The organism is Streptomyces sp. NPDC091280, from assembly GCF_044768565.1.
Taxonomy (GTDB): domain Bacteria; phylum Actinomycetota; class Actinomycetes; order Streptomycetales; family Streptomycetaceae; genus Streptomyces.
Map to the genome: position 1 here is coordinate 692231 of NZ_JBIVUZ010000001.1, position 25629 is coordinate 717859.

A 25629-nucleotide genomic window follows, 5' to 3' on the forward strand; every position below is an offset into this window, starting at 1 on the left:
TCGTGAAGGATCGGGGCGGGGGGCTCAGCCCGCGAACCAGCGCACCGGCTTCGGTGCCAGGTTCTGGTAGACGTGCTTGGCCTCGCGGTACTCGGCCAGCCCGGCGGGGCCGAGTTCCCGGCCCACCCCGCTCCTGCCGAAGCCGCCCCACTCCGCCTGCGGGAGGTAGGGGTGGAAGTCGTTGATCCAGACGGTGCCGTGCCGCAGGCGTCCGGCGACGCGGCGGGCGCGGCCCGCGTCGGCGGTCCAGACGGCGCCCGCGAGGCCGTACTCGGTGTCGTTGGCGAGCGCGACCGCTTCGTCCTCGGTGCGGAAGGTCTCGACGGTGAGGACCGGCCCGAAGACCTCCTCGCGTACGACGGTCATCTCGCGGTGGCACTGGTCGAGGACGGTCGGCTCGTAGAAGTAGCCGGTGGCGGGGAGCGTCGCGGAGGGCTCGGGGCGCCGGCCGCCGGAGCGCAGCACCGCGCCCTCGGCGAGGGCGGCGGCGACGTACGACTCGGTCTTCTCGCGCTGCGGCGCGGAGACGAGCGGGCCGCACTCGACGCCGTCCTCGGTGCCCCGGCCGAGCCTGATCCTGCCTGCCCGGCGGGCGAGTTCGGCGACGAAGCGCTCGCGGACGGACTCCTCGACGATGAGCCGGCTGCCCGCCGAGCAGACCTGGCCGCTGTGGATGAAGGCCGCGTTGAGGGCCTGGTCGACGGCGGTGTCGAAGCCCTCCTCGGTGGCGCAGGCGTCGGCGAAGACGACGTTGGGGTTCTTGCCGCCGAGTTCGAGGGCGACCTTCTTCACGGTGACGGCGGCGGCCCGGGCGACCTTGGTGCCGCTGACGAGGCCGCCGGTGAAGGAGACGAGGTCGACGTCGGGGTGCTCGGCGAGGCGGGCGCCGACCGTGTGGCCCGGCCCGGTGACGATGTTGGCGACCCCGGCGGGCAGCCCCGCCTCGACGAGCAGGTCGATCAGGGCGATCGTCGTCAGCGGGGTGAGCTCGCTGGGCTTGACGACGAAGGTGTTGCCGGCCGCGAGGGCGGGCGCGATCTTCCAACTCGCCTGGAGGAGCGGGTAGTTCCAGGGGGTGATCAGCGCGCAGACGCCGACCGGCTCGTGCACGACGACGCTGTGGACGTCGGGGGTGCCCGCGTCGACGACCCGGCCGGGGGCCTCGGCGGCGACGAGGTCGGCGAAGTAGCGGAAGGCGTCGGCGACGCAGTCGATGTCGACCCGGCCCTCCTCGACGGTCTTGCCCGCGTCCCGGCTCTCCAGCAGGCCGAGGTCCTCGCGGTCGCGCACCAACAGGTCGGCGACGCGGCGCAGCAGGGCGGCGCGCTCGGTGACGGGGGTGCGCGGCCAGGCGCCCGCACCCCCGTCGAAGGCGGCGCGGGCGGCGGCGACCGCCAGGTCGGTGTCCTTCCCGTCGCCCTCCGCGACCACGGCGAACGGCACCGCGTCGGCGGGGTCGATGATCTCGCGGGTGGCTCCGGAGACCGCTTCCAGCCACTCCCCGCCCGCGTGAATGGTCTTCCCCGCCCGCTGTTCCGTCTTGTCCTTGTCGGCCATGATCGGTGTTGCCTTCCGTTCCTGTTCAGTGCCCCGGCGCCTGCCCGGACCGCTCGTATGCATGCGCGTTCGACGGCCGGAAGTGGGCGGGATCACCCCGATGGACACCCACGACTCCTTTGACTAAAGTCAAAGAAATATGGAACCAGTATCGGCGGCGGACATCGCCGCCCTCCGCCGCTTCAACCGCTACTTCACCCGCCGCATCGGCGCCCTCGACGACCACTACCTCGGCCAGGACCGCCCGCTCGGCGAGGCCCGGCTGCTCTTCGAGATCGGCGATGGCCTCCCGCTGCGCGAACTGCGCGGCCGGCTCGCCCTGGACGCCGGCTACCTCAGCCGGATGGCGAAGGCGCTGGAGGCGCAGGGCCTGGTCCGGCTGACCGTGCCCGCGCACGACACCCGGCTGCGCCTGATCGAACTCACCCCGGCCGGCCGGATCGAGGTCGAGGAGCAACACCGCCGCGCCGACGCCCTCGCCGCCGGTCTCCTCGACACCCTCACCGCACCCCAACGCACCGAACTGACCCGGGCGTTGGCGACCACCCAGCGCCTGCTGCGGCTGGCCGGCATCACGGTCGCCCTGGTGGACGGCGCCGCCGAGGACGCCCGCGCCTGCCTCGACGCCTACGCCGCCGACATCGACACCCGCTTCCCCGAGGGCTTCGACAAGACCGATCTCGTACGGCCGGAGGAGGTCACCGGCGACGCGGGCGCGTTCTTCGTCGCGTACGAGGAGGGACGGCCGGTCGCGTGCGGGGCGCTGCGGACCCTGGAACCCGGCATCGGCGAGATCCGGCACGTCTGGGTCCACCCCGACGCCCGCCGCCTGGGCCTGGCCCGCCGCATCCTGACCGAACTCGAACACGCCGCCGCGGCCCACGACTTCACCGTCGTACGCCTCGACACGCACGCGACGCTCACCGAGGCGCAGGCGATGTACCGGGCGTGCGGGTACACGGAGATCCCGGCCTACGTCGACCATGTCTACGCGTCCCACTGGTTCGAGAAACGACTGCCGGACGCCCACTGACCCGCCTCCCTCCTCACGCGCACTATCGCGTCCTGCGCGGAACGCGTACTATCGCGTCGTCCGGTCCCGCCCGAACGCCGACTTCCTCCATGTGCCGTCCAGTTGAGGAGCCCCCGTGCCCACCGCCCTCCTGAACCCCGTCCTCGACCTGCTGACCCTCCGCGGCACGGTGACCGCCGCCGAACCGATCACCGCCCGGATGCGCCGGCTGCGCGTCGAGGGCGACGGGCTCGCCGGGCTCGACGTCCGGCCCGGCCAGCAGGTACGGGTCCTGGTCGGCGGTCTGACCCTGCGCACGTACTCGGTGTGGCGCCACGACCCGTCCGGCGCCGTCGAGTTGTGCGTGCTGGACCACTCCGAAGGGGGACCCGGGGCCAGTTGGGGCAGGAGCGTCCGCGTCGGCGACCAGGTGCGGCTGCGCAGGCCCGAGGGCACCTTCACCCTCCGCCCCGAGGCCGCCCACCATGTCTTCGCCGGCGAGGAGACCGCCTCCGTCGCCTTCGGCGCGATGCTGGCCGCGCTGCCCGAGGGGGCGCGGATCTCCGGCGCCGTAGAGACGGAATCGGCGGCGGACCGGCTGCCGCTCGCCCACGCCGACCGCCTCGACTGGCTGACCAGGGGCGGGACTTCACTCCCGGACGCGGTGCGGCGGCTCGCCCCCGAGCCGGGCGGGATCGCCTATGTCGCCGGGGAGGCCCGGACCGTGCAGGCCGTACGGCAGGTGCTCGTACGGGACTTGGGCTGGGAGCGGCGGTCGGTGCTCACCAAGCCGTTCTGGGCACCGGGCAAGCGGGGGCTTGAGTAGCGGGTACTGCGGTGGCGGGGGCCGGCGCGGTGTCTCCCGCCGGTCAGCAGCGGGCGCCCGCCGGGCAGAAGGAGGCCACCGCCTCGGTGAGCGGGCCCCTGACGAGAGACGGGGACACGGACTCCGGGCCGCTGGCGTGGATCGCGTAGAGCGAACCGTCCGCCGCCGTGAAGCGGTGGTCGATCACCCGGCGGGCACCCCGGTCCGGGTCGTCGTAGCGGTAGGCGAGTTCGGCCCAGGTGGCGCCCGAGGCACGGCCGAGGACCCGGTAGCCGGGCTGTCGGGCGAAGCCGTAGCCCCGGGCGTACTCGGCGAGGTCCAGGGACGCGGCCGGGGAGGTCTCGGAGACACGGAAGATCTGGAGGTGCCGGGTGCCGTCCGGGGAGTCGTAGGAGACCACCGGGGCCTTGACGCCCTGCCGTTGGGCGCGGGTCCAGCCACGGGGGATCTCGACGGTGTAGCCGGTGGGGTCCTTGGTCGTGCGGTAGGCGGAGCGGGTCGCGGAGACCTGGTCCTGAGCGGCGGTGCGGTGCTGGGTGACGTACCAGAAGCCGCCGCCGGCGCCCGCGCCCAGGACCACCGTGGCGGTGAGCACGAGCACGACCCGCCAGACGCGACGGCCGGGGACCGGCACGGGAACCGGAGCGGGGGCGGACGGTGACACCCACAGCGGCGGCGGGACCGGCGAGGTCTGGGTCTCCGCGGTCGACCACGCCGACCAGACCGCCTGCCCGCTCTCCTCGCTCGGCCCGCGCCGCGCCCCGAAGTCGTCCCAACCGCTCATCGCGAAACCCCCGAATCGCCGCGCCACGCACTGCTTCAGAAGTTAGCGGCGGAAAAGGGGACGGACCCCGCTCCGGCGGAGACCGGAACAGGGCCCGTGCAAGCCCGTGACAGAGCCGTGGCGAACGGCCCCTCGGGGTGGCTCAGATGAGGCCGAGCGAGCGGACCGCCTCGCGCTCCTCCTCCAGTTCCTTCACCGACGCGTCGATGCGGGCGCGGGAGAACTCGTTGATGTCCAGGCCCTGGACGATCTCGTAGACGCCGTCCTTCGTGGTGACCGGGAAGGAGGAGATGAGGCCCTCCGGGACGCCGTAGGAACCGTCCGAGGGGATGCCCATGGAGGTCCAGTCGCCGTCCGCCGTGCCGTTGACCCAGGTGTGGACGTGGTCGATGGCGGCGTTCGCGGCGGAGGCCGCGGACGAGGCACCGCGGGCCTCGATGATCGCGGCGCCGCGCTTGGCGACGGTCGGGATGAAGTCCTCGGCGAGCCACTGCTCGTCGTTCACGGTCTCGGCGGCGTTCTTGCCCGCGACCGTGGCGTGGAAGATGTCCGGGTACTGGGTGGCCGAGTGGTTGCCCCAGATGGTCAGGCGCTTGATGTCGGCGACCGTGGTGCCCGTCTTCTTCGCGAGCTGGGTCAGCGCGCGGTTGTGGTCCAGGCGGGTCATCGCGGTGAAGCGGTCGGCCGGTACGTCCGGGGCGGCGGCCTGCGCGATGAGCGCGTTGGTGTTGGCCGGGTTGCCGACGACGAGGACCTTGATGTCGTCCGCCGCGTTGTCGTTGATGGCCTTGCCCTGCGGCTTGAAGATGCCGCCGTTGGCGGAGAGCAGGTCGCCGCGCTCCATGCCCTTGGTGCGGGGGCGGGCGCCGACGAGGAGGGCGACGTTGGTGCCGGCGAAGGCGACGTTCGGGTCGTCCGTGATGTCGATGCCCTGGAGGAGCGGGAAGGCGCAGTCGTCGAGCTCCATGGCCGTGCCCTCGGCGGCCTTGAGCGCCGGGGTGATCTCCAGGAGACGCAGCTTGACCGGCACGTCCGCGCCGAGCAGCTGGCCGGAGGCGATGCGGAAGAGCAGGGCGTAACCGATCTGGCCGGCCGCGCCGGTGACGGTGACGTTCACGGGAGTGCGGGTCATGGCGTTCTCCGTTATGACAGCTGGCGGTGGGGCGACACTGCCCCGGGGTGCGGGACGTACAAATGATCGATCTCTTGGCATCAAGAGATCCACCGGTCAGGCTATCGCGCATCCGGGATCGCGGGCTGCCGGGTCCGTGTGGCCCACCCCACAGCGCCCGGACCGGGACGCGTCGGGACACGGAAAAGGCGGCCGTCCGGCTCGGGAGAGGAACACCGGACGACCGCCGTGGGGGGTACCGGAGCTCCGGACTCCCGTGGGGGTGATGACCGCCTGCCCCGATCCGGGGCGGGCATTCCCCACGTTCACCGAATCCCCACATACCCGCCCTGGGCCGTGTCCGCGAAGTCCCGTCGTCCGCCCGGAGGTCGGGCCTCGCGGCGTCCGGTGCGTGCGCCGGGGGTCCCCCCGGCCGGAGGCAGGGGGAGTGCCGCCCGGAAGCCCTCGTACTGGGCGTACTCGGGCTTTCGGGCGGTGCGGCGAGCGTGCGTGCGTGCCGGGCGTCGCGAGGCAGGCGGGACTTCGCGGACACGGCGACACCGCGACACGGCCTAGGTCGTGCACCCCTTCTGTCCGGACGCCAGCGTCACGCAGGCCTTCGCCGCGCTCGCGTCCTTCACCGCCACCATCGGGGTGTAGGCGATGGAGTCACCGGCCGCCGTGATGCTGTCGGCCTCCTTGGCCGTGCCCGCGCTCACCTGGACGGAGTCGCCCTGGACACCCGTGGTGATCCGGCCCCAGGCGGCCCCGCAGGTCCTGCTGTAGCGGACCTCGACGACGGTCGTGCCCACGGTCGCGGTCTTCACGGTCGTCGCCGCGCCCGCGTCCGTCGTGCAGCCCATGGCCTCGGCGTCCTTGCCGGTGCAGCCGGCGCCCACGCACTTCACCCCGGCCGGCAGATCGGGGTCCGCGCTCGGCGACGGCGAGGCCGAGGCGGGCGGGGCGCTCGCGGTCCTGTCCCCGCCGCTGTGGCGGGTGAACAGGAACACGGCCCCGATCACGACCAGCATCCCGACGACCCCGGTCCCGAACATCAGCAACCGCCGCCTGGCCCCGGCCAGTCCGTCCGGCGGCCCCGGCCGGGGCGCCCGCGGCAACTCCGCGTGCGGCACCTCCGTATACGGCACGTCCGCGTGCGGCACCGGGGCCTCCGGCACCCGCCCGGCCCCCGGCCGTACAGCCGCGCCACCGGCCCCGGCCCCTGCTCCCGGACCCGGTCCCAGTCCCGAATACCCGGCCAGCCCCCACGAGTTGCCGACCTTCGAAGCGCCTTCCCGTACGTCGGACCCGGGCGCCGCCGGCTGCGGCGGCACGGTCGGGGAGACCCCCGCCGGGCCCGCGATCCCCGGAGTCGCGGCGACCCTGCCGCCCTTGCGGGAGGCTTTGCCGCCCTCGGTCTTCTGGGCCGGGGGCGCCCCCGACTCGCCGAGCGCGGCCCGCGCCTGGGAGATCCGCACCGCCTCCATGGTCATGTCGTGCCGCATCTCCGAACGGCTCCAGGCCCGTTCGGCCAGCTCCCACATCGTGGTCAGATGCACGGGATGGGTGCCGGTGACCTCCGCGAGGGCGACGATCGCGCCCTTCGGCGCGAGGAGCCGGCCGTTGAGATAGCGGTCCCAGGACGTCTTGCTGTAGCCCGTGCGGTCGGCCACCGCCGCGACGCTCAGGCCGCTGCGCTCCACGAGCCGGCGCAACTGGCCCGCGAACTCCTTGACCTGCGGATCGAGTTCATCCGGCAAGGCCCTCCAACGAGGCATTGCGTTCCCCCCTCTGCCCTGAATTGCCCACGCTAACGCGGTTGTTGGTCGAGTTCGTTGCATATCCGCAAACTTGTCAATACATCGACACACCGGACACATAACGGTGTTCACCCGAGCGCAACGACTCCCGCGACAGTCATGAGAAGCATCAGAACCAGCAGCACCAGCGCGTACCGGAGCAGCCGTCCGCCGGGCCCGCCGTCCCCCTTCCCGGGCGGGGTGTCCCACCAGGGCAGGGTCGGATCGTCCCGGTACTCGTCGCCGCCCGCCGCCGGCTCCGGGACGGCGACCGGTCGGGGCCAGGCCTGGACCGCCAACTCCCAGCGCACACCGATGCGTTCGGGATCGACGCCGGCGACCCGGCACAGCGCGACCACGGCCTGCCGGGGCGGGGGCTGGGTCGCGTTGAGATAGCGGTGCCAGGAGGACTTGCTGTACGCGGTGCGCGCGCCGAGCGCGACCAGGCTCAGCCCGGTGCGGTCCTTGAGGAGGCGCAACTGCTCCACGAAGTGCCGTACCTCCGCCGGGAGATCGTCCGGCAGCGGCTGCCAGCCGCTCATCGCACCCCCACCGCCCACCGCTCGCACGGCCCACTTGCCCGTTCCGAGCGAAATGACGACGTGGGAAGAGGAACGGTTCCCTCGTCGCGGCGCCGTGCGGACCGCGTAGCGAAACGGTCACCTCCCTGCCACAGCGCGCCGACAGCCGTTGAACAGCCCGCGCACAGCGGGGCACGCTGAGACGCAGACGGCGGCGCGTCCCTGCTCGGGGGAGGGGACGGGCCGCCGTCGTGCGTCGTGAACAGGCCTGCTGTCAGCTGGTGTTGACCGTGTAGTGCAGCGTGTCCTTGAGGAACGGGATCACCAGCCACGGCTTGGGCTGCGCCATCATCGCCAGCAGGACGATCGCGAGGCCGAGCACGCAGTAGGTGACGACGTCGGTGAAGCGGGAGCGGACGGCGAGCATGCCGACGTCCGGCACCACCCAGCGCAGGACGGCACCGGCCAGCAGGGCGGCGCCGATGAGCAGGGTGCCGTAGCGGAAGACGTCGAAGGCGGTCAGCAGGAGGCCGAGGCCGACCGTGCCGAGCACCGCGAGGATCGGCCACTGGCGGGCCGGGGCCGGGGCGGCGCCGGACGCGGCCCGGCCGCCGCCCTCGGGGCGGGCGGTGTCCCGGGTGAAGAGCGGGAAGCGGCGGGTGGTGCGGCGCGGGGTGCCGTCCGCGTCGGGGGCGCTGACGGGGTCCGTCACCTCGATGTCGTCCACGGCGTCGGTGCCCCTGCCCGCCGGCCCCTTGCGCTCAGGCGACACTGCGCTCCGCCGCCTCGACCACGTTGACGAGCAGCTGGGCACGGGTCATCGGGCCGACTCCGCCGGGGTTCGGGGAGATCCAGCCGGCCACCTCGGCGACGCCCGGGTGGACGTCCCCCACGATCTTGCCGTCGGCGTTGCGGGAGACCCCGACGTCGAGGACGGCGGCGCCCGGCTTCACGTCCTCGGGCCGGACCAGGTGGGCGGAACCGGCGGCGGCGACGATGATGTCGGCGCGCTTGAGGTGGGCGGAGAGGTCGCGGGTGCCGGTGTGGCACTGGGTCACCGTCGCGTTCTCGCTGCGCCGGGTGAGCAGGAGGGGCATCGGGCGGCCGATGGTGACACCGCGTCCCACGACCACGACCTCGGCGCCCTTGATCTCCACGCCGTGGCGGCGCAGCAGGGTCAGCACGCCGTTCGGCGTGCAGGGCAGCGGGGCGGGCTCGTTCAGGACCAGCCGGCCGAGGTTCATCGGGTGGAGGCCGTCGGCGTCCTTGTCGGGGTCCATGAGTTCGAGGATGCGGTTCTCGTCGATGCCCTTGGGGAGCGGCAGTTGGACGATGTAGCCGGTGCAGGCCGGGTCCTCGTTGAGTTCCCGGACGACCGCCTCGATCTCCTCCTGGGTGGCGGTGGCGGGCAGTTCGCGCTGGATGGAGGCGATGCCCACCTGGGCGCAGTCGCGGTGCTTGCCCGCGACGTACTTCTGGCTGCCGGGGTCGTCCCCGACCAGGATCGTGCCGAGGCCGGGCGTGACGCCCTTCTCCTTCAGCGCCGCCACGCGGGCGGTCAGATCGGACTTGATCGCGGCTGCGGTGGCCTTGCCATCGAGAATCTGGGCGGTCATGACGCCATTCTCGCGGATGACGCCCTCCGGGTTCCAATCCAGGTACACCCCCGGGGTATCACCATGATCACTGATGTTGCACTTACACAACGCCTTTGGAATGCCGCTGGACAAAAACTCGTCACGAAGAGAACGATGAACACGCTGCATTGCGGTGTGTGTTGGGGGGGGGCAAACCGCTCATGTTGTGACGTACCTCCGCGCAATCCGCATCGTCCCCGCATTGCCAACGGAGGAAAACCCGCCATGAGTTACGACCCCAACAACCCGTACGGGCAGCAGCCGCCGCAAACCCCTCCGCCGGGCTACGGCCAGCCCCAGGGCCAGCCGGGCTACGGCTACCCGCAGGGAGCGCCCCAGGGCGTCCCGCCGCAGGGATACGGCTACCCGCAGCAGCCGGGCTATCCGCAGCAGCCGGGTTACCCCGGCGCGCAGGCCCCCGAGGGCTACGCGAACGTGCCCGGTCTCGGTGTCGTCGAGGTCGGCACCTACGGCGCCCGGTTCGGCGCCCGCCTGCTCGACATGGTCTTCGCGTACATAGTGGTGATCATCCTCAACCTGGTGATCTTCGGCGCCGCCTTCGGCACCGGCACCAAGAGCAGCGGCGTCGCCATCGGCGCCCTCCTCGGCGCCGCGCTGCTGTCCGCCCTGACGTTCATCCTCTACGACGTGATCTTCGTGTCGACGCTCGGCAGCACGCCCGGCAAGATGATCCTCGGCATGAAGATCGTCAGCTCCCGCACCGGCCAGAAGCCCGGCTTCGGCTCGGCGCTGGTCCGCTGGGGCTTCCCCATCGGCCTCGGCTACATCACGTGCTTCCTCGGGTACGTCCTCATCGTGATCTCGCCGTTCTTCGACAACACCGGGCAGCTGCGCGGCTGGCACGACAAGGCGGCCAACACCCTGGTCATCAAGGGCTGACCACCGGCCCGTAAAAGCCCGGAAGGCCGCGCACCTCCAGAGGTGCGCGGCCTTCCGCATGCCCGTGGCCCGTCAGTGGAAGAAGTGGCGCGTCCCCGTGAAGTACATCGTGACGCCGGCCTTCTGCGCGGCCTCGACCACCAGCTCGTCGCGGACCGAACCGCCCGGCTGGACAACGGCCTTGACGCCTGCCTCGGTGAGGATCTCCAGCCCGTCCGGGAACGGGAAGAAGGCGTCCGAGGCGGCGTAGGAACCCTGGGCGCGCTCGGCGCCCGCCCGCTCGACCGCCAGCTTCGCGGAGTCCACCCGGTTGACCTGGCCCATGCCGACGCCGACCGAGGCGCCGTCCTTGGCCAGCAGGATCGCGTTGGACTTCACCGCGCGGCAGGCCTTCCACGCGAAGGCGAGGTCGGCCAGCTCCGCCGCGGACAGCGCCTCGCCGGTCGCCAGCGTCCAGTTCGCCGGGTCGTCGCCGTCGGCCTGGAGCCGGTCGGTGACCTGGAGCAGCGCCCCGCCGTCGATCGCCTTGAACTCGACCGCGTTCGCCGGGGCGCCCGGGGCCTTCAGCACCCGGATGTTCTTCTTCTTGGCGAGGGCCTCCAGCGCGCCCTCCTCGTAGTCCGGCGCGACGATGACCTCGGTGAAGATCTCGGCGACCTGCTCGGCCAGCTCCTTGCTGACCGGCCGGTTGACGGCGATCACCCCGCCGAACGCCGACAGCGGGTCACAGGCGTGCGCCTTGCGGTGCGCCTCGGCCACGTCCGAACCGACCGCGATACCGCAGGGGTTGGCGTGCTTGATGATCGCGACACAGGGCTCGGCGTGGTCGTAGGCGGCACGGCGCGCGGCATCCGTGTCCGTGTAGTTGTTGTACGACATCTCCTTGCCGTGCAGCTGCTCGGCCTTGGCGAGACCGCCGCCCGAGGCGTCGACGTAGAGCGCGGCCGGCTGGTGCGGGTTCTCGCCGTAGCGCAGGGTGCTCTCGCGCTCCCAGGTGCCGCCCAGGAAGTCGGGGAACCGCGACTCGTCGACCGGCGCGTAGGCGCTCGCGAACCAGCTCGCCACCGCCACGTCGTAGGACGCCGTGTGCTGGAAGGCCTCCGCGGCGAGCCGCTTGCGGGTGGTGAGGTCGAAGCCGCCGTTCTGTACGGCGTTCAGGACGTCGGCGTAGCGCGCGGGGCTGGTGACGACCGCGACCGAGGGGTGGTTCTTGGCGGCGGCGCGGACCATGGAGGGGCCGCCGATGTCGATCTGCTCGACGCACTCGTCGGGGGACGCGCCCGAGGCGACGGTCTCCCGGAAGGGGTAGAGGTTGACGACCACCAGGTCGAAGGGGGCCACGCCCAGCTCGTCGAGCTGCTGCCGGTGGCTCTCCAGCCGCAGGTCGGCGAGGATGCCCGCGTGCACCTTCGGGTGCAGGGTCTTGACCCGGCCGTCCAGGCACTCGGGGAAGCCGGTCAGCTCCTCGACCTTGGTGACGGGGACGCCGGCGGCGGCGATACGGGCGGCGGTGGAGCCCGTCGAGACGAGTTCGACGCCCGCCTCGTGCAGGCCGCGTGCCAGCTCTTCGAGGCCGGTCTTGTCGTAGACGCTGACGAGCGCCCGTCGGATGGCTCGCTTGTTGCTCTCGGCGGTCACTGGATAACTACCTTTCGTCCCTCGATGCGATAGCCGTTGCGGGCCAGCCGCCCCACGACATCGACGAGCAGCCTTCGCTCGACTTCCTTGATGCGCTCGTGCAGAGCGCTCTCGTCGTCCTCGTCCCGGATCTCGACCACGCCCTGAGCGATGATCGGTCCGGTGTCGACGCCGTCGTCGACGAAGTGGACGGTGCAGCCGGTGACCCGGGCGCCGTACGCGAGCGCGTCCCGTACGCCGTGGGCCCCCGGAAAACTGGGCAGCAGCGCGGGGTGCGTGTTCACGACCCGGCCGCCGAAGCGGGCGAGGAACTCCTTGCCCACGATCTTCATGAACCCGGCCGACACGATCAGGTCGGGCTCGTACGCCCCGGTCGCCGCCGCGAGGGCCGCGTCCCACTCCTCGCGGCTCGCGAAGTCCTTCACCCTGCACACGAAGGTGGGCAGTCCGGCGCGCTCGGCACGGGCCAGGCCCTCGATGCCCTCGCGGTCCGCGCCCACGGCGACGATCTCGGCTCCGTACGCCGCGTCGCCCTCGGCCGCGATGGCGTCGAGGAGCGCCTGGAGATTCGTACCGGAACCGGAGACCAGCACGACAAGGCGCTTGGCCACGGGCTTGGCGGCCACGGTGGGGCCCTTTCTCGGGGGAGCGGGGTACGGGTGGCCGGCCCGTCTCGTGCATTCATACGAATGCATCGCGCCCCGGGATACGGGGAAGTCTACGAAGCGGCCGACCGTCAGCAACGATACCGGCACACCGGACAGCCCCCACGGGACGGGGGCGTGGCCGGAAGGTAGCGTCTGCGGAGAGCGGGTTCGGGAACGCCGTTGTGGTGCGAGGCGTTCACGAAGTGACAGCTCGTGTCGGAAAGACGTGACCAACGACGACGCAACCGACGAAGACACAGTCGACAAAGACGTATCCACCAAGGGGAAGACGCTCACTTGATGCCGGACCGCAGTCTGCGACTCCTCACGTTCCCCCCGCAGTCCTTGCAGGGAGGGGAGCGCGGCACCGTGCTGCTCCGGGAGCGGCCCTCGTCGCCGCCCGACGCGCCCTCCGAGGGGCAGAGCGGCGCGGGTCAGGACGACAACCCGTTCGCCCCGCCGCCCGAGGGCACCCCGGACCGGCCGTGGCAGCCCCGCCGCCCGGAGGGCCGCGGCGGTGACGACTCCTCGCAGGGCGACGGCGGCCGTTCGCCGTGGGGCAGCCAGTGGAGCGACCGGCAGCCCGGCCGGTCCCAGGGCGGCTTCGGCGACCGGCTCGGCGGACAGGGCGGCCCCGGCGGCGGCCCCGAGGGCCCGAGCGGCCCCGGTTCCGGACCCGGCATGCGCTGGGACCCGACCGACCCGGCCCAGCGCCGCGCCCGGTACGCCCTGCTGAGCGGCATGTGGGCGTTCTTCTTCGCCCTCTTCAGCTGGCCGTACGTGGCCCTGCTGCTCGGCGCGCTGGCCCTGTACTGGGGCGGCAGCGCGCTGCGCGCCAAGCCCCGCGGCACCGACCCGGACACCCCGGCCGCCCCCGAGGCGGCGGGCCGCCCGCAGACGACGGCGGCGGTGAGCGGCCTGGTCACCGCGTCCCTCGCCATCGCCCTGGTCGCCGCGATGTTCGTCGCGCAGCTGGCCTACAAGGACTTCTACACCTGCACGAACGACGCGCTCACGAACGAGGCGAAGCAGTCCTGCAACCAGCTGCTGCCGAAGGACCTGCGGGGCTTGCTGGGGACCGCCAACTGACCTTCCTCACCGGATCATTCGGTCCCCGGCGACTCGGGGGACTCCGAGGCCTTCGGGGTCTCCGGGGTCTCCGGGGAGTCCTGGGGCGCCGGGAACTCCTCCGGCTCGGGCCGAGTCGACGCCTCCCTCAGGACCGCCCAGCGGGCCTCGCGGGAGGCGTCGTCGTACCAGGGCGTGGGTGAGGGCTCCGGCGGGACGTCGACCGGCAGGAAGTCGTAGGGGTCGAAGGTCGGGTCGTGGTCGTAGGCGATGTACGGCTGGTCGACGGCGGCCGGGACCGGGACGGGGACGGGGGGCGGGACCGCGAGGGGGGTCTTCTTCGGCCCGCGAGTGAACCGGCGTCGGCCGACCGTGAGCAGGTCGCGGAACCGGCGTCGGGGTGTGGCGTCCGGCGCCGGCCCGGCCGCACCGTCCCGGGGCTTCGCGATCGTCGGCGTCGGGACCCTGGGTTCCCGCAGTCGCCAGGCCCGCAGCCCCGTCGCCGTGGGGACGGCCACCACCGCGAGCCACGCCAGCGCCGCTCCCCCGGTCTGCCACCACACCGGCCCGAACCGGGCCAGCGCCGCACCCCCGAGCGGACCGCCCGACAACTCCGCCAGCAGCGCCAGCGCCATGGCGCACAGGGCGGCGGCGAGCAGCGCGGTGGCGGCGGTACGGCCCTGCGGCCAGGGTGCCGCCGGACCACCGGTGCCTCCCGGTGTCGTCAACCGGCCCTCGCCGTCGCCCCGTTGTCCCACCGCGACCCGCGCCACGAACCACCCGACCGTCCCCCCGGCGACCAGCGGCACCAGTACCGCCAGCCAGTTCAGCGGGGTTCCGGTGCCCGCGTCCGGGACCGCCGCGAGCAGCGGGAACGGCGGAAGCAGCGGGGCCGGGGCCGAGTTGAGGGGGTCCACCGTGTGGTGGGTGCCGAGCGCGAAGCCGGGGCCGAGGGCGTAGGCCGCCGACCAGACCGCCGCGTTCGGGACCAGCGCGAGACAGAGCAGCAGCACGGCGAACCGGCCCGACAGCGCCTCCGTCAGCCGTAGGAACGAGGCCTGGGCCGCGCCCCCGTGCCACACCAGGGAGGCCGTCAGCAGCAGCGCGCCGCCGCCGACGAACACCGCCGTGCCGATGCCCGCGGCGCGCGCGGCGGTGCCGATCCGGGCTCGGGACGCGCGGGCCTCCGGGCCGAGGACGAGCCGCCGCAGCCCGGCCGGCAGCAGGACCAGCACGCTCAGCACGGGTTCACGCGGGCGCCCGTACGCCGTCCACACACCGGAACCGGCGGCGCCCGCCGCGAGCAGCGGCAGGCAGACCGCCGTCCAGCTCCAGGAGGGGGAGAGTTCGCCGCCGGACGCGTAGAGCGCGGCGGTGGCGCCGACCGCGAGGTAGCCGAGGGCGACGCCGGTCCAGGCGGTGCGGGCCGGGACCGGCGGGATGTCGGTCTCCTCGTCCGCGCCGCCCAGCACGGCGTCCCGGGCCGCCCGGTGCAGCAGCCAGACCGGCAGCACGAGGAGGAGCAGCGGGGTCACGCCCACGGGGGCGGGGATCCCGGAAAGAGTGTCGGTGCGGACCAGTTCGACGCCGTGCGCGAGCAGCCAGAGCGCGGCGGCCATGTGCAGGGCGCCGCCGGGTCCGCTGTCGGGGTACGGCGAGCTGATCCACAGCACCGTCACGAGCACGGCGAACGAACCGAGCCCGAGCCCCGCCGCGACGGCGCCACCCAAGAGGCTGGCGGCCAGTCCGGGGGATCGGTCGCGCATCCGGGTGAGGAGGGGCGACAACGACGGTCGGCGGTGGGTCATCGGCATCACGACCGCCATGCTCCCAACGACACGCGCTTTCTCGTCGTAACAGGCGAACCTCCGAAGTGTCGCTCAATATACATTTATGTACTTTTTCGTACGAAGGGGCACCCGGTGACGCAGACCCCTGCAACCCCGCTCCCGCCGCCCAAGGAACGCCGACGCCTGCGCGAGGCCGCGTCGCTGACGCAGGCTCAGCTCGCCACGCGGGTCGGCGTCAGCCGCGAGACGGTGCGCGCGTGGGAGACCGGCCGCACCACACCGCGCGGCCGGAAACGGGAGGCGTACGCGAAACTGCTCGACGACCTGGCCGCGAACACCCCCACACCAGAAGAAGCAGAAGCAGACACAGACGCAGACGCAAAGGCAGAGGTGGAGGTGGAGGTGAAGGTGGACGCAGTCGAGGTGGGGACGGCCGTGCCGGAGGCCCAACCGGAGCCGCGGCACGCCGACATCGTCGTGGTCGAGATCCCCGTACCGCACACGGACCCGCCGCAGGCTCCGGCGCCGGCTCCGGTGCCCGCCCCCCTGACGCCCGCTCAGGCCTTCGACGCGCTCTACGCGTTCTGCGCGCCCTCCCTCGTCCGGCAGACCTATCTGCTGACCGGGCGGCGCGAGTTGGCGCGGGAGTCGGTGGAGCGCGCCTTCCAGACCGCCTGGCAGCGCTGGCCCGAGGTGGCGGTCGACCGCGACCCGGCCGGCTGGGTGCGTTCGGCCGCGTACGAGTACGCGCTCTCCCCCTGGCACCGCTTCCGCCCTCGATACCGCCACCCGGAGCCCCCGCCCCCGGCCCCCGCCGACCGCGCCCTGCTCACCGCACTCCTCGAACTCCCCCCGTCGTACCGCCGCACACTGCTGCTCTACGACGGTGTCGGGCTCGGTCTCGCGGAGACGGCGGCGGAGACGGAGGCGAGCACACCGGCCGCGGCGAACCGGCTGCTGCACGCCCGCGAGGCGCTGGCCGCGCGGCTGCCGGACCTCTCGGACCCGGCCGAGCTGCACCGGCGGCTGACCGAACTGGCCTCCACGGGGCGTCTGCACGCGGCCAAGCCGCCGATCGTACGGTTCGTCGGCGAACGCCGGACCCTGTTCTGGACCCGGGCGGCGATCGCGTTCACCGTCACCATCATCGGCGCGACGACGCTGACGCTGCGCACGGCACCGACGCACTACGAGCCGCCGGTGCCCTTGGGCCAGCGGATCGAAGGGGTGCCGGCGCGGGTGGTGCAGGGGGCGCTGTCGGAGGAGCAGGTGGCGCTGCGGAACCGTCTGCGGACCGGGATGACGAACGGACCGGAGCGGTTGGTGCCGCTGAGCCGGTAGTTCGCGTCAGCAGTTCACGTCGGTGGTTCGAGTCGGTCGGCTGTCGGTGGTTCGAGTCGGTCGGCTGCGGGCCGGAGTTCCCGCTGACGCGCCGATGGGCCCGCCCCCACAAGGGGAACGGGCCCATCGGCGTTCAGCGGAGAGACTCAGCCGGCGAGGATCTCGCGGGCGAGCTTCGCCGTCTCGGTCGGCGTCTTGCCGACCTTGACGCCGGCGGCCTCAAGGGCCTCCTTCTTCGCGGCGGCCGTGCCGGAGGAACCGGAGACGATGGCACCGGCGTGGCCCATCGTCTTGCCCTCGGGCGCGGTGAAGCCCGCGACGTAACCGACGACCGGCTTGGTGACGTTCTTCGCGATGAAGTCCGCCGCGCGCTCCTCGGCGTCGCCGCCGATCTCACCGATCATCACGATCAGGTCGGTGTCGGGGTCGGCCTCGAACGCGGCGAGCGCGTCGATGTGCGTCGTACCGATGACCGGGTCGCCACCGATGCCGACCGCGGACGAGAAGCCGATGTCACGCAGCTCGTACATCATCTGGTAGGTCAGCGTGCCGGACTTCGAGACCAGGCCGATACGGCCCGGCTTCGTGATGTCGCCCGGGATGATGCCGGCGTTCGACTGACCGGGGGTGATCAGACCCGGGCAGTTCGGGCCGATGATGCGCGTCTTGTTGCCCTTGGCGACCGCGTACGCGTAGAACGCGGCCGAGTCGTGGACGGCGATGCCCTCGGTGATGACGACCGCGAGCGGGATCTCCGCGTCGATCGCCTCGACCACGGCGGCCTTGGAGAAGGCCGGCGGTACGAAGAGGACGGATACGTTCGCGCCCGTCTTCTCGATCGCCTCGGCGACCGTGCCGAAGACCGGGATCTCGGTGCCGTCGACGTCGACGGACGTGCCGGCCTTACGGGGGTTGACGCCACCGACGATGTTGGTGCCGTCGGCCAGCATGAGCTTGGTGTGCTTCATGCCCGTGGAGCCGGTCATGCCCTGGACGATGACCTTGCTGTCCTTGGTGAGGAAGATAGCCATGGCTGTTTTGTCCCTCGTCCCTTACTTCGCAGCCGCGAGCTCGGCGGCCTTGTCGGCCGCGCCGTCCATGGTGTCCACGCGCTGGACCAGCGGGTGGTTGGCGTCGGAGAGGATCTTGCGACCCAGCTCGGCGTTGTTGCCGTCGAGACGGACGACGAGGGGCTTGGTGACTTCCTCGCCCTTGTCCGCGAGCAGCTGAAGCGCCTGCACGATGCCGTTGGCGACCTCGTCGCACGCGGTGATGCCGCCGAAGACGTTGACGAAGACCGACTTGACGTCGGGGTCGCCCAGGATGATCTCCAGGCCGTTCGCCATCACGGCCGCGGACGCGCCGCCGCCGATGTCGAGGAAGTTGGCGGGCTTCACGCCGCCGTGGTTCTCACCGGCGTACGCGACGACGTCGAGGGTGCTCATGACGAGACCCGCGCCGTTGCCGATGATGCCGACCTCGCCGTCGAGCTTGACGTAGTTGAGGTTCTTCGCCTTGGCGGCGGCCTCAAGCGGGTTGGCGGAGTCGTGGTCGATCAGCGCCTCGTGCTCCGGCTGGCGGAACTCGGCGTTCTCGTCCAGCGAGACCTTGCCGTCGAGGGCGATGACCTTGCCGGAGGCGACCTTGGCGAGCGGGTTGACCTCGACGAGGAGGGCGTCCTCCTTGACGAAGGTGTTCCACAGGGTCACCAGGATCTCGGCGACCTGCTCGGCGACGTCGGCCGGGAACTTCGCCTGCGCGACGATCTCCCGGGCCTTCTCGATCGAGACGCCCTCGTTGGCGTCGACCGGGACCTTCGCGAGCGCCTCGGGGTTCTCCTCCGCGACGACCTCGATCTCCACGCCGCCCTGGACGGACGCCATGGCGAGGAAGGTGCGGTTGGTGCGGTCGAGGAGGAAGGAGACGTAGTACTCCTCGACGATCTCGGGCGCGGTCTCGGCGATCATCACCTTGTGGACCGTGTGGCCCTTGATGTCCATGCCGAGGATGTCCGTCGCGCGGGCGACGGCCTCGTCCGGGGTGGCGGCGAGCTTCACGCCACCCGCCTTGCCACGGCCGCCGACCTTCACCTGCGCCTTGACGACGGACTTGCCACCGAGCCGCTCGGTGGCTGCGCGGGCCGCCTCAGGCGTGTCGATGACTTCACCGGCCAGCACCGGTACATCGTGCTTGGCGAAGAGGTCCCTCGCCTGATACTCGAACAGGTCCACGCGCTTCCGTCCTCAGTGATATCGCGGTTCGTTGGATGCGTGGGCGTGCCGCGAAGGGCAACGTGACGTCCGCTGTCACAAGGGAGGCGCACACGGTGACCGAGCGCGCGGCATGTCCGTCTCGCAGGTTATCGCTGGTTGCGGAGGGCCTCTAAATCGAGGGTCACACCTGAGCGGTGATACCTGTCACATGATGCCGGGATCGGTGACACGGAGTGCCGCGAACGGGACCCGCAGGCGGGTTCCGCGAACGGGTTCCGCGGACCGATTCTCCGGGCGGGGTCCCCACCGGGTTGGGGCTGGCCCGGCGGGGACCCCTACCGCGAGACGCGCCCCCGGACGGACCGACGGCATTCGGCCGTCCGGGGTCACCGCCTCACGGAGTCTGTTACTCCCAGCGCCGGACGGCCCGGGCACGGACGACGTGGGCGGCACGCACATCGTGTACGTCACGCACATCGCGTGCGGCCCGGGCGGCCCGTGCGCCCTGGATGGCCGCGGCGGCCCTGACCCGGGACCCTCGCGGGACGGAGACCACGGCATCGACGAGACGTCGTCGGACCTCGGCCGGAGTGATGTCGGTGCTCGTGCTCGTGCTCATGTTGTTGCTCATGGGTACGTCGGTTCCTCAGGCGTTCCAGAAAGGGAGACATGGCGACTTTCCGGGCAGACCAACTGCCGGAAGGACTCCCCTAGCCCGGGAAAACGGGAACGTCCCGGTACCTGTCCCGGGTCTCCCCCGCGTCCGCCCTCTCGGCAGCACCGCGCACGAACCGCACGGCCACCCTCGCGCCCGACGTCACGGCCTGCGCGTCACAGTGCCGCGCCCCACCGCCGTCCACCGCCTGCTGATCACGCGGACCACCGCCCGGGTCCCCGCCGGGCGCCCGGTGGGCGGGCACGTGCCGGACGACCGGAGCATGACCCACCCCCGCCCGCCCTACGGCGCCGAGCGCGTCCGCAGCGTCGACGACCCGCGGCCCGTACGCCACGCCTGCCCCTACGGCGGCCTTGGCGGTCCCCGCCTTCGAACGATGCCCACCGCCCGAACGCCCCGGAGCCGACCGGACCGGCGTCGATGCCGACGCCGGAACCGTCACCGGCGCGGTGTGCGCCGGCGGCTCCTGGCCCGGAACCACCGGCTGCCTCGGCACTTCGGGGACCGAGGGCAGAGAAGGCAGGGTGGGCAGCACAGGCAGCGTGGGCAGTGCGGGCGCCTCGGCCAACACCTCGGTCACCGTCTTCGTCACCAAGTCACCCACGGGCCGGACGACCCGCTCCACGGTGTCCGCGACCGGATCGAGACCAGGGACTTGAATCGGAACAGGAACTGGAGCCCGAACATGAACCGGAGCCGGAATCCGAACCGGCTTCACCACGGAGGCCGCCGAAGCCGCCGCCGAAGCCAGCACCGGGACCCCGGGCTGCCGGCCCGGCGCCCCGTCCGCCGCCCGCGCCTGCCCTCCGCAGACGAGGGCGAGCACGAACAACCCGCCCACCAGCACGGCGAGTTGAAGAGCACGCCGCCCGACCGCCGTACGCATCACGCGCGGGGCGGCACCGGACGGTACGGCAGGGCAGATCATGAGGTGACGATCCTTGCACGGGCGCCTCGGGGACGCACAACCCCCCTGTCCCACGCGCCCGTTCATCACCACCGGTACCGGTTCGTCAGGCGGTGTCCGGTATCGGCAACGGCCGCTTCTCGATCGCCGCGGCCATCACCTCCGGGAACAGATCGGGTGTGCACGCGAACGCCGGCGCCCCCAACGCGCCCAGCGCGGCGGCGTGTTCGCGGTCGTAGGCCGGCGCCCCCTCGTCGGACAGCGCGAGCAGTGTCACGAACTGCACCCCCGACGCCCGCATCGCCGCGACCCGCTTGAGCATCTCGTTGCGTATGCCTCCCTCGTAGAGGTCGCTGATCAGCACGACCACCGTCTCGGCGGGCCGGGTGATCTGCGACTGGCAGTACGCGAGCGCCCTGTTGATGTCCGTACCGCCGCCGAGCTGGGTCCCGAAGAGCACGTCCACCGGGTCGTCGAGCTGGTCGGTGAGGTCGACGACCGCGGTGTCGAAGACCACGAGCCGGGTGTCGATGGAGCGCATGGACGCGAGCACCGCTCCGAACACGGAGGCGTAGACGACGGACGCGGCCATCGACCCGGACTGGTCGATGCAGAGGATCACCTCCTTCTTCACGGACTGGGAGGCACGCCCGTAGCCGATCAGCCGCTCCGGCACGACCGTCCGGTAGTCGGGCAGGTAGTGCTTGAGGTTGGCCGCGATCGTGCGGTTCCAGTCGATGTCGTGGTGGCGCGGCCGGTTGATACGGGCACTGCGGTCCAGGGCCCCGGTGAGAGTGGCCCGGGTACGGGTGGCGAGCCGCTTCTCCAGGTCCTCGACCACCTTGCGCACCACCGCCCGTGCCGTCTCCTTGGTGGTCTCGGGCATCGCCTTGTTGAGGGAGAGCAGCGTGCCGACCAGGTGCACATCGGCCTCCACCGCCTCCAGCATCTCCGGTTCGAGCAGCAGCGCGGACAGCCCGAGCCGGTCGATGGCGTCCCGCTGCATGACCTGGACGACGGAGGAGGGGAAGTACGTCCGGATGTCCCCGAGCCACCGCGCGACAGAAGGCGCCGACGCCCCCAGCCCCGCCGAACGGTCCTTCCCCGCCCGCCCCTTGTCCCCCCTGCCGTACAACGCGGCCAGCGTCCCGTCCATCGCGGCGTCCTGCCCGGACAGCGCGCACCCGGTCCCATCGGCCGCGTCACCCCCGAGCACAAGCCGCCACCGCCGCAGCCGCTCCGCGCCGGCGCCTCCGGTACCGGCATCGGTATCGGTATCGGTCGTGGTCGTGGTCGTCCCAGCCGCACCACCGGTCGCCATCACGCGCGTACCCCCGCCCGCAGCCCCTCCCACAAGGGCACGACCCGCGCGACGGTCGCGGGACGGTCCTCGGCCCGACGCCCCCCGCCACCCGGCGCGGTCCGGCGCCCGGCAGCCCCCGCCTGCGCCCTCTCCCCCGGCCTCCGCGTGCCCTGCTTGCCCTGCTTGACCTGCTTGACCTGCTTGACCTGCTTGCCGCCGCTCGTCGTCATCCCGCCACCCCCACAAGCTCGTTGTCGTCGTTCCCCATCACGTCGTCCAGCCCCAGCAGCAACCGCAGCACCGGCACCACCGCGTCCGCCCGCCCCGCGTCCAGCTCCGCTCCGAACCCGGACATCCCGACCGCCGCCGCCACCGACCCCGCCCGCTTCCCGGGACCGCGCCGCACGAGTTCGCCGAGTGTTCTGCGTACCCCCGACTCGTACGCCGAGAACGTGCGCCGCAGCAGCGGCAGTACGTCCGTGAACGCCTCCGCCGACACCCCGGTCAGCCAGGTGTCCACCAGCCCGAGCAGTCGCTCGTCGTGCACGAGGAGCAGCCCGCCCCCGCCACCGACGAAGCCCTCGATCCAGGCCGCCGCGTCCGCCGGTGGTGTGCCGGGCGAGAGCACCAGCCCCATCAGCCGGGCCGCCTCGTCCGGCCCCAACTCCCCGCCGTCCAGCAGCAGTCGTACGGCACGCCCGCGGATGACGCCCGGCACGGTGTCCCGCGCGGAGAGCGTCCGGAGCACCGCTCGCCAGCGGCCACCCAGGTCCGGGGCCTCGGCGCCGGCCTCCCCGAGCAGTGCCACCGCCCCGTGCACCGCGTCCACATGGCGGCGCATCTCCTCGGCCGCTTCCGTGTCGAGGACCGTGCAGGCCGGGGGCAGGCCGACGAATATCCGCTCGGCGAGGCCTGCGGCGACCTCCGTCAGCGCTCCGGTGTCGGTGTCGCGCACGTCTCCGTAGCGCAGTGAACGGACCAGAGCAGGGAGCGCCTGGGCGAGATGGCCGACGTCCGTGTCGAGTGCGGCGCGGTCGGCGAGGGTCCGCATCACCACGGGGAGCGCGTCCGGCAGTTCGGCCAGCAGGCAGTGCTCGGCGAGGGCGGTGATGTCGGCGAGGCTCTGTGCCCCTACGGTGTCCGCCTCCGCCTTGGCGTTCGCCGCGGCGAGCACCGTGGTGCCCCAGACGCCCGCCTCGGCGACCCGCACGGCCAACTCCGGTTCCCAGCGCAGCCGCCACGTCTCACGGAACGTGCCCGTGCTCCCCCGCGAGGCGGTCGGCTCACCCCACGCGATGCCCAGCAGCCGCAGCCGGTGGAGCAGTCTGCTGCGCGCCGCGTCGGTCTCCTTGCGCAGGTCGAGCTCCAACTCCCGCTCCAGCGCCTCCGGTTTGATCCGCAGTCTGCGCTGCTGCCGGTCGAGGTCGCGCTGCAACGGCACCGCCGGGGCGCCCGGCGGCACCTCGCCCAGCACATCCCCGACGACGAGCCGGTCCCGCACGAGGGACAGCGGGACGTCCGAGCCCTCGCACATCACCGCGCGCACCGCGTCGGTGGTCTCACCGAGCCCCGGCAGCGGCCGGCCGCGCATCACCGCGAGGGTCTCGGCCAGCCGTACCGCCTCGATGACATGGGCCGAGGAGACGATCCGGTCCTCCTCCCGCAGCAGCCCCGCGACCTTCGTCATCCAGCGCTCGACCGGCCGGTCCGGCGCCGCGAACAGATGGCCGTACCAGCCCGGCGAGTCGATGCCCGCGCCATAGCCTCCGGCCCGGGACAGCCGGCGGTGCGTCCACGGCACCCAGGTCAGCTCGGCCTTGACCTTGGGCAGCCCCTTCAGCAGTGCGCGGTCCCCCGCGACGGTGCTCCGCCGCCGCAGCGCGGGCACATGCCAGGCCCCGCACACCACGGCCACACCGCCCTCGAACTCCTGCTGCGCCGCCCGCACTTGGAGCCGCATGTACGCCTCGCGCGCCAGGTCCCGGTCGTGTCCGCCGGGCCCGTACGTCTCGCGCAGCGCCTCCATGGCCTCCTCCAGCGCGGTGAACGGCGCGTACGGGTCGCGTTCCCCCGCACCCCGGTGCTCGACGACGTCCTCCCACCAGCGCTCGGGGTCGTCGTACCCCGCGGTCTCGGCGAGCACGGCGAGGGGATCGACGCGGATGTCCGGGCCGGAGGGCGCGTCGGGGGCGGGCGGGGCCGTGGGCGGATCCGGCTGCCGCTCCTCCCCCATCGGCTCGTCCTTCGTCGGCTCGTCCTTCGTCGGCTCCTTGTCCGTCCGCCCCTCCCCCGCCGACCCGTTCTCGGCATCCGGGGTGTCCTCCGCCGCCCTCCCCCACGCCAGCGTGTGCACGGCCGGAAGGTCGATGAAACGGGCCGGTACGCCGTGCTCCAGGGCCCAGCGGATCGCGACCCATTCCGGGGAGAACTCGGCCAGCGGCCAGAAGGCCGAGCGGCCCGGCTCGTCCACGGCGTGGGCGAGGAGCGCGACCGGCGGTCGCATGTCCTCGTCGGCGGCCAGCGGAATCAGCGCGTCGGCCTCGGGCGGCCCCTCGATCAGTACGACCCGCGGCCGGGCCGCCGCCAGCGCCGCCCGCACGGCCCGCGCCGAACCGGGCCCGTGGTGCCGCACCCCGAGCAGCAGCGGTCCGGCACCCGGACCACCGACCTCCTCGGCACCCCGCCCCCTGGACCGGCTCACGCGCTCACCTCCCGGCAGGCCCGGTAGAAGTCCTTCCAGCCGTCGCGCTCCCGGACGACCGCTTCCAGGTACTCCTGCCAGATGACCCGGTCGGCCGCCGGGTCGCGGACGACGGCGCCGAGGATGCCCGCGGCGACATCGCTCGGCCGCAGCAGCCCGTCACCGAAGTGGGCCGCCAGGGCGAGCCCGTTGGTGACGACGGAGATCGCCTCGGCCGTCGACAGCGTGCCGCTGGGCGACTTCAGCTTGGTCCGCCCGTCCGCGGTGATCCCGTCGCGCAGTTCGCGGAAGACGGTCACCACCCGGCGGATCTCGTCGACCCCTTCGGGGACCGCGGGCAGGTCGAGCGAGCGGCCGATCTGGTCGACGCGGCGGGAGACGATGTCGACCTCGGCGTCCGCGCTCTCCGGCAGGGGCAGCACCACCGTGTTGAAACGGCGGCGCAAGGCGCTGGAGAGGTCGTTGACTCCGCGGTCGCGGTCGTTGGCCGTGGCGATCAGGTTGAAGCCGCGGACGGCCTGCGTCTCCTGCCCCAACTCCGGTATCGGCAGCGTCTTCTCGGACAGGATCGTGATCAGCGAGTCCTGTACGTCGGCCGGGATCCGGGTCAGTTCTTCGACCCGCGCGGTCATCCCCTCCGCCATGGCCCGCATGACGGGGCTGGGCACCAGGGCGTCGCGGCTCGGGCCGTTGGCGAGCAACTGCGCGTAGTTCCAGCCGTAGCGGATCGCCTCCTCCGGGGTGCCGGCGGTGCCCTGGACGAGGAGCGTCGAGTCGCCGCTGACCGCTGCCGCGAGGTGTTCGGAGACCCAGGTCTTGGCGGTGCCGGGCACGCCGAGCAGGAGCAGGGCGCGGTCGGTGGCGAGGGTGGTGACGGCGACCTCGACGATGCGGCGCGGGCCGACGTACTTCGGCGTGATCACCGTGCCGTCCGGCAGGACGCCGCCGAGCAGATAGGTGGCGACCGCCCACGGCGACATCTTCCAGCGGACCGGGCGCGGCCGGTCGTCCTGCGCGGCGAGCGCGGCGAGTTCGTCGGCGAAGGCGTCCTCGGCGTGCGGACGCAGCGCCTCCGGCCGCTCGGCCGACTGCTGCTCACTCGCCTGCGCGTTCATGGATTCTGCGGACACAGTCATGGCTGAGGCCCCCTCCAGCTCGGCCGGTTCGGATCTGGTGTCCACCGTGCACCACGCCACTG

Annotated in this window: 23 protein-coding genes; 5 read left to right on the forward strand and 18 right to left on the reverse strand. The window is 72.5% G+C overall.

Translation table 11 applies throughout. From position 1 onward, the window contains the following. Nucleotides 1-24 precede the first annotated feature (24 nt). Entirely contained in the window at nucleotides 25-1557 is a 1533-nt protein-coding gene (locus ACIQPR_RS03235; protein ID WP_403641097.1) for an aldehyde dehydrogenase family protein, read from the reverse strand. 139 nt (nucleotides 1558-1696) lie between these two features. On the opposite strand from ACIQPR_RS03235, the gene ACIQPR_RS03240 reads away from it, so the two are divergent. Then, nucleotides 1697-2590, forward strand: coding sequence for a GNAT family N-acetyltransferase (locus ACIQPR_RS03240; protein WP_403641100.1), 894 nt, complete (start codon nucleotides 1697-1699; stop codon nucleotides 2588-2590). A gap of 115 nt (nucleotides 2591-2705) precedes the next feature. Then, nucleotides 2706-3395, forward strand: coding sequence for a siderophore-interacting protein (locus ACIQPR_RS03245; protein WP_403641103.1), 690 nt, complete (start codon nucleotides 2706-2708; stop codon nucleotides 3393-3395). A 43-nt stretch (nucleotides 3396-3438) separates the two neighbouring features. On the opposite strand, the gene ACIQPR_RS03250 is transcribed toward ACIQPR_RS03245, so the two are convergent. The 6 genes from ACIQPR_RS03250 to ACIQPR_RS03275 all read right to left on the reverse strand — a co-directional run bounded on the left by ACIQPR_RS03250 (nucleotide 3439) and on the right by ACIQPR_RS03275 (nucleotide 9226). Next, entirely contained in the window at nucleotides 3439-4179 is a 741-nt protein-coding gene (locus ACIQPR_RS03250) for a hypothetical protein (RefSeq protein WP_403641106.1), read from the reverse strand. Nucleotides 4180-4321: 142 nt separating this feature from the next. After that, nucleotides 4322-5311, reverse strand: coding sequence for a malate dehydrogenase (locus ACIQPR_RS03255; RefSeq protein WP_403641109.1), 990 nt, complete (start codon nucleotides 5309-5311; stop codon nucleotides 4322-4324). 551 nt (nucleotides 5312-5862) lie between these two features. Continuing rightward, a complete protein-coding gene (locus ACIQPR_RS03260; protein ID WP_403641112.1) occupies nucleotides 5863-7050 on the reverse strand; it encodes a helix-turn-helix domain-containing protein in 1188 nt (395 codons plus the stop codon). Between the two features lie 128 nt (nucleotides 7051-7178). Then, the gene (locus tag ACIQPR_RS03265) at nucleotides 7179-7631 is read right to left on the reverse strand and encodes a helix-turn-helix domain-containing protein (protein WP_403641115.1); all 453 of its coding nucleotides are present in this window, start codon (nucleotides 7629-7631) and stop codon (nucleotides 7179-7181) included. Nucleotides 7632-7884: 253 nt separating this feature from the next. Further along, nucleotides 7885-8382, reverse strand: a complete 498-nt coding sequence (locus tag ACIQPR_RS03270) for a DUF3017 domain-containing protein (protein WP_403641118.1) — start codon at nucleotides 8380-8382, stop codon at nucleotides 7885-7887. Then, nucleotides 8372-9226: a bifunctional methylenetetrahydrofolate dehydrogenase/methenyltetrahydrofolate cyclohydrolase gene (locus ACIQPR_RS03275; protein ID WP_403641121.1), complete on the reverse strand. Its 855-nt coding sequence runs from the start codon at nucleotides 9224-9226 to the stop codon at nucleotides 8372-8374. Before ACIQPR_RS03275 ends, ACIQPR_RS03270 begins: the two co-directional genes overlap by 11 nt. A gap of 246 nt (nucleotides 9227-9472) precedes the next feature. Between ACIQPR_RS03275 and ACIQPR_RS03280 the strand changes: the two genes are divergently transcribed. Then, nucleotides 9473-10147 carry an RDD family protein gene (locus ACIQPR_RS03280; RefSeq protein WP_403641124.1) on the forward strand — a complete coding sequence of 225 codons (675 nt, stop codon included), beginning with the start codon at nucleotides 9473-9475 and terminating at the stop codon, nucleotides 10145-10147. A gap of 72 nt (nucleotides 10148-10219) precedes the next feature. Here the strand turns inward: ACIQPR_RS03280 and purH are convergent, their stop codons facing one another. Together purH and purN are read right to left on the reverse strand one after the other, a co-directional pair. Then, the gene (gene purH, locus ACIQPR_RS03285) at nucleotides 10220-11785 is read right to left on the reverse strand and encodes a bifunctional phosphoribosylaminoimidazolecarboxamide formyltransferase/IMP cyclohydrolase (protein ID WP_403641127.1); all 1566 of its coding nucleotides are present in this window, start codon (nucleotides 11783-11785) and stop codon (nucleotides 10220-10222) included. Then, nucleotides 11782-12411: a phosphoribosylglycinamide formyltransferase gene (gene purN, locus ACIQPR_RS03290; RefSeq protein ID WP_403641129.1), complete on the reverse strand. Its 630-nt coding sequence runs from the start codon at nucleotides 12409-12411 to the stop codon at nucleotides 11782-11784. The genes purH and purN overlap by 4 nt, the downstream gene beginning before the upstream one ends. 321 nt (nucleotides 12412-12732) lie before the next feature. On the opposite strand from purN, the gene ACIQPR_RS03295 reads away from it, so the two are divergent. Next, nucleotides 12733-13521, forward strand: a complete 789-nt coding sequence (locus ACIQPR_RS03295) for a hypothetical protein (protein ID WP_403641131.1) — start codon at nucleotides 12733-12735, stop codon at nucleotides 13519-13521. 14 nt (nucleotides 13522-13535) lie between these two features. Here ACIQPR_RS03295 and ACIQPR_RS03300 read toward each other — a convergent pair whose 3' ends face one another. Then, complete coding sequence (locus tag ACIQPR_RS03300; RefSeq protein ID WP_403641134.1) at nucleotides 13536-15326, reverse strand: DUF6350 family protein; 1791 nt, start codon at nucleotides 15324-15326, stop codon at nucleotides 13536-13538. A gap of 96 nt (nucleotides 15327-15422) precedes the next feature. On the opposite strand from ACIQPR_RS03300, the gene ACIQPR_RS03305 reads away from it, so the two are divergent. Next, complete coding sequence (locus tag ACIQPR_RS03305) at nucleotides 15423-16631, forward strand: helix-turn-helix domain-containing protein (protein ID WP_403641136.1); 1209 nt, start codon at nucleotides 15423-15425, stop codon at nucleotides 16629-16631. Between the two features lie 146 nt (nucleotides 16632-16777). On the opposite strand, the gene sucD is transcribed toward ACIQPR_RS03305, so the two are convergent. The 8 genes from sucD to ACIQPR_RS03345 form a co-directional block, all read right to left on the reverse strand. Further along, nucleotides 16778-17662: a succinate--CoA ligase subunit alpha gene (gene sucD, locus ACIQPR_RS03310; protein ID WP_019066811.1), complete on the reverse strand. Its 885-nt coding sequence runs from the start codon at nucleotides 17660-17662 to the stop codon at nucleotides 16778-16780. 21 nt (nucleotides 17663-17683) lie between these two features. Next, nucleotides 17684-18862 (reverse strand): ADP-forming succinate--CoA ligase subunit beta, encoded by a 1179-nt coding sequence (gene sucC, locus ACIQPR_RS03315; RefSeq protein ID WP_403641139.1) that lies wholly within the window; start codon nucleotides 18860-18862, stop codon nucleotides 17684-17686. A gap of 388 nt (nucleotides 18863-19250) precedes the next feature. Further along, on the reverse strand, nucleotides 19251-19475 hold the full coding sequence (locus ACIQPR_RS03320; RefSeq protein WP_403641141.1) for a hypothetical protein: 225 nt from the start codon (nucleotides 19473-19475) through the stop codon (nucleotides 19251-19253). Between the two features lie 79 nt (nucleotides 19476-19554). After that, nucleotides 19555-20112, reverse strand: a complete 558-nt coding sequence (locus tag ACIQPR_RS03325) for a hypothetical protein (RefSeq protein WP_403641144.1) — start codon at nucleotides 20110-20112, stop codon at nucleotides 19555-19557. Nucleotides 20113-20533: 421 nt separating this feature from the next. Next, a complete protein-coding gene (locus tag ACIQPR_RS03330; protein WP_403641147.1) occupies nucleotides 20534-21748 on the reverse strand; it encodes a VWA domain-containing protein in 1215 nt (404 codons plus the stop codon). Further along, nucleotides 21748-21960 (reverse strand): hypothetical protein, encoded by a 213-nt coding sequence (locus tag ACIQPR_RS03335; RefSeq protein ID WP_403641150.1) that lies wholly within the window; start codon nucleotides 21958-21960, stop codon nucleotides 21748-21750. The genes ACIQPR_RS03330 and ACIQPR_RS03335 overlap by 1 nt, the downstream gene beginning before the upstream one ends. Further along, nucleotides 21957-24431 (reverse strand): DUF5682 family protein, encoded by a 2475-nt coding sequence (locus tag ACIQPR_RS03340; protein WP_403641152.1) that lies wholly within the window; start codon nucleotides 24429-24431, stop codon nucleotides 21957-21959. Before ACIQPR_RS03340 ends, ACIQPR_RS03335 begins: the two co-directional genes overlap by 4 nt. Next, entirely contained in the window at nucleotides 24428-25567 is a 1140-nt protein-coding gene (locus ACIQPR_RS03345) for an AAA family ATPase (protein WP_403641155.1), read from the reverse strand. The genes ACIQPR_RS03340 and ACIQPR_RS03345 overlap by 4 nt, the downstream gene beginning before the upstream one ends. Between the last annotated feature and the right edge of the window lie 62 nt (nucleotides 25568-25629).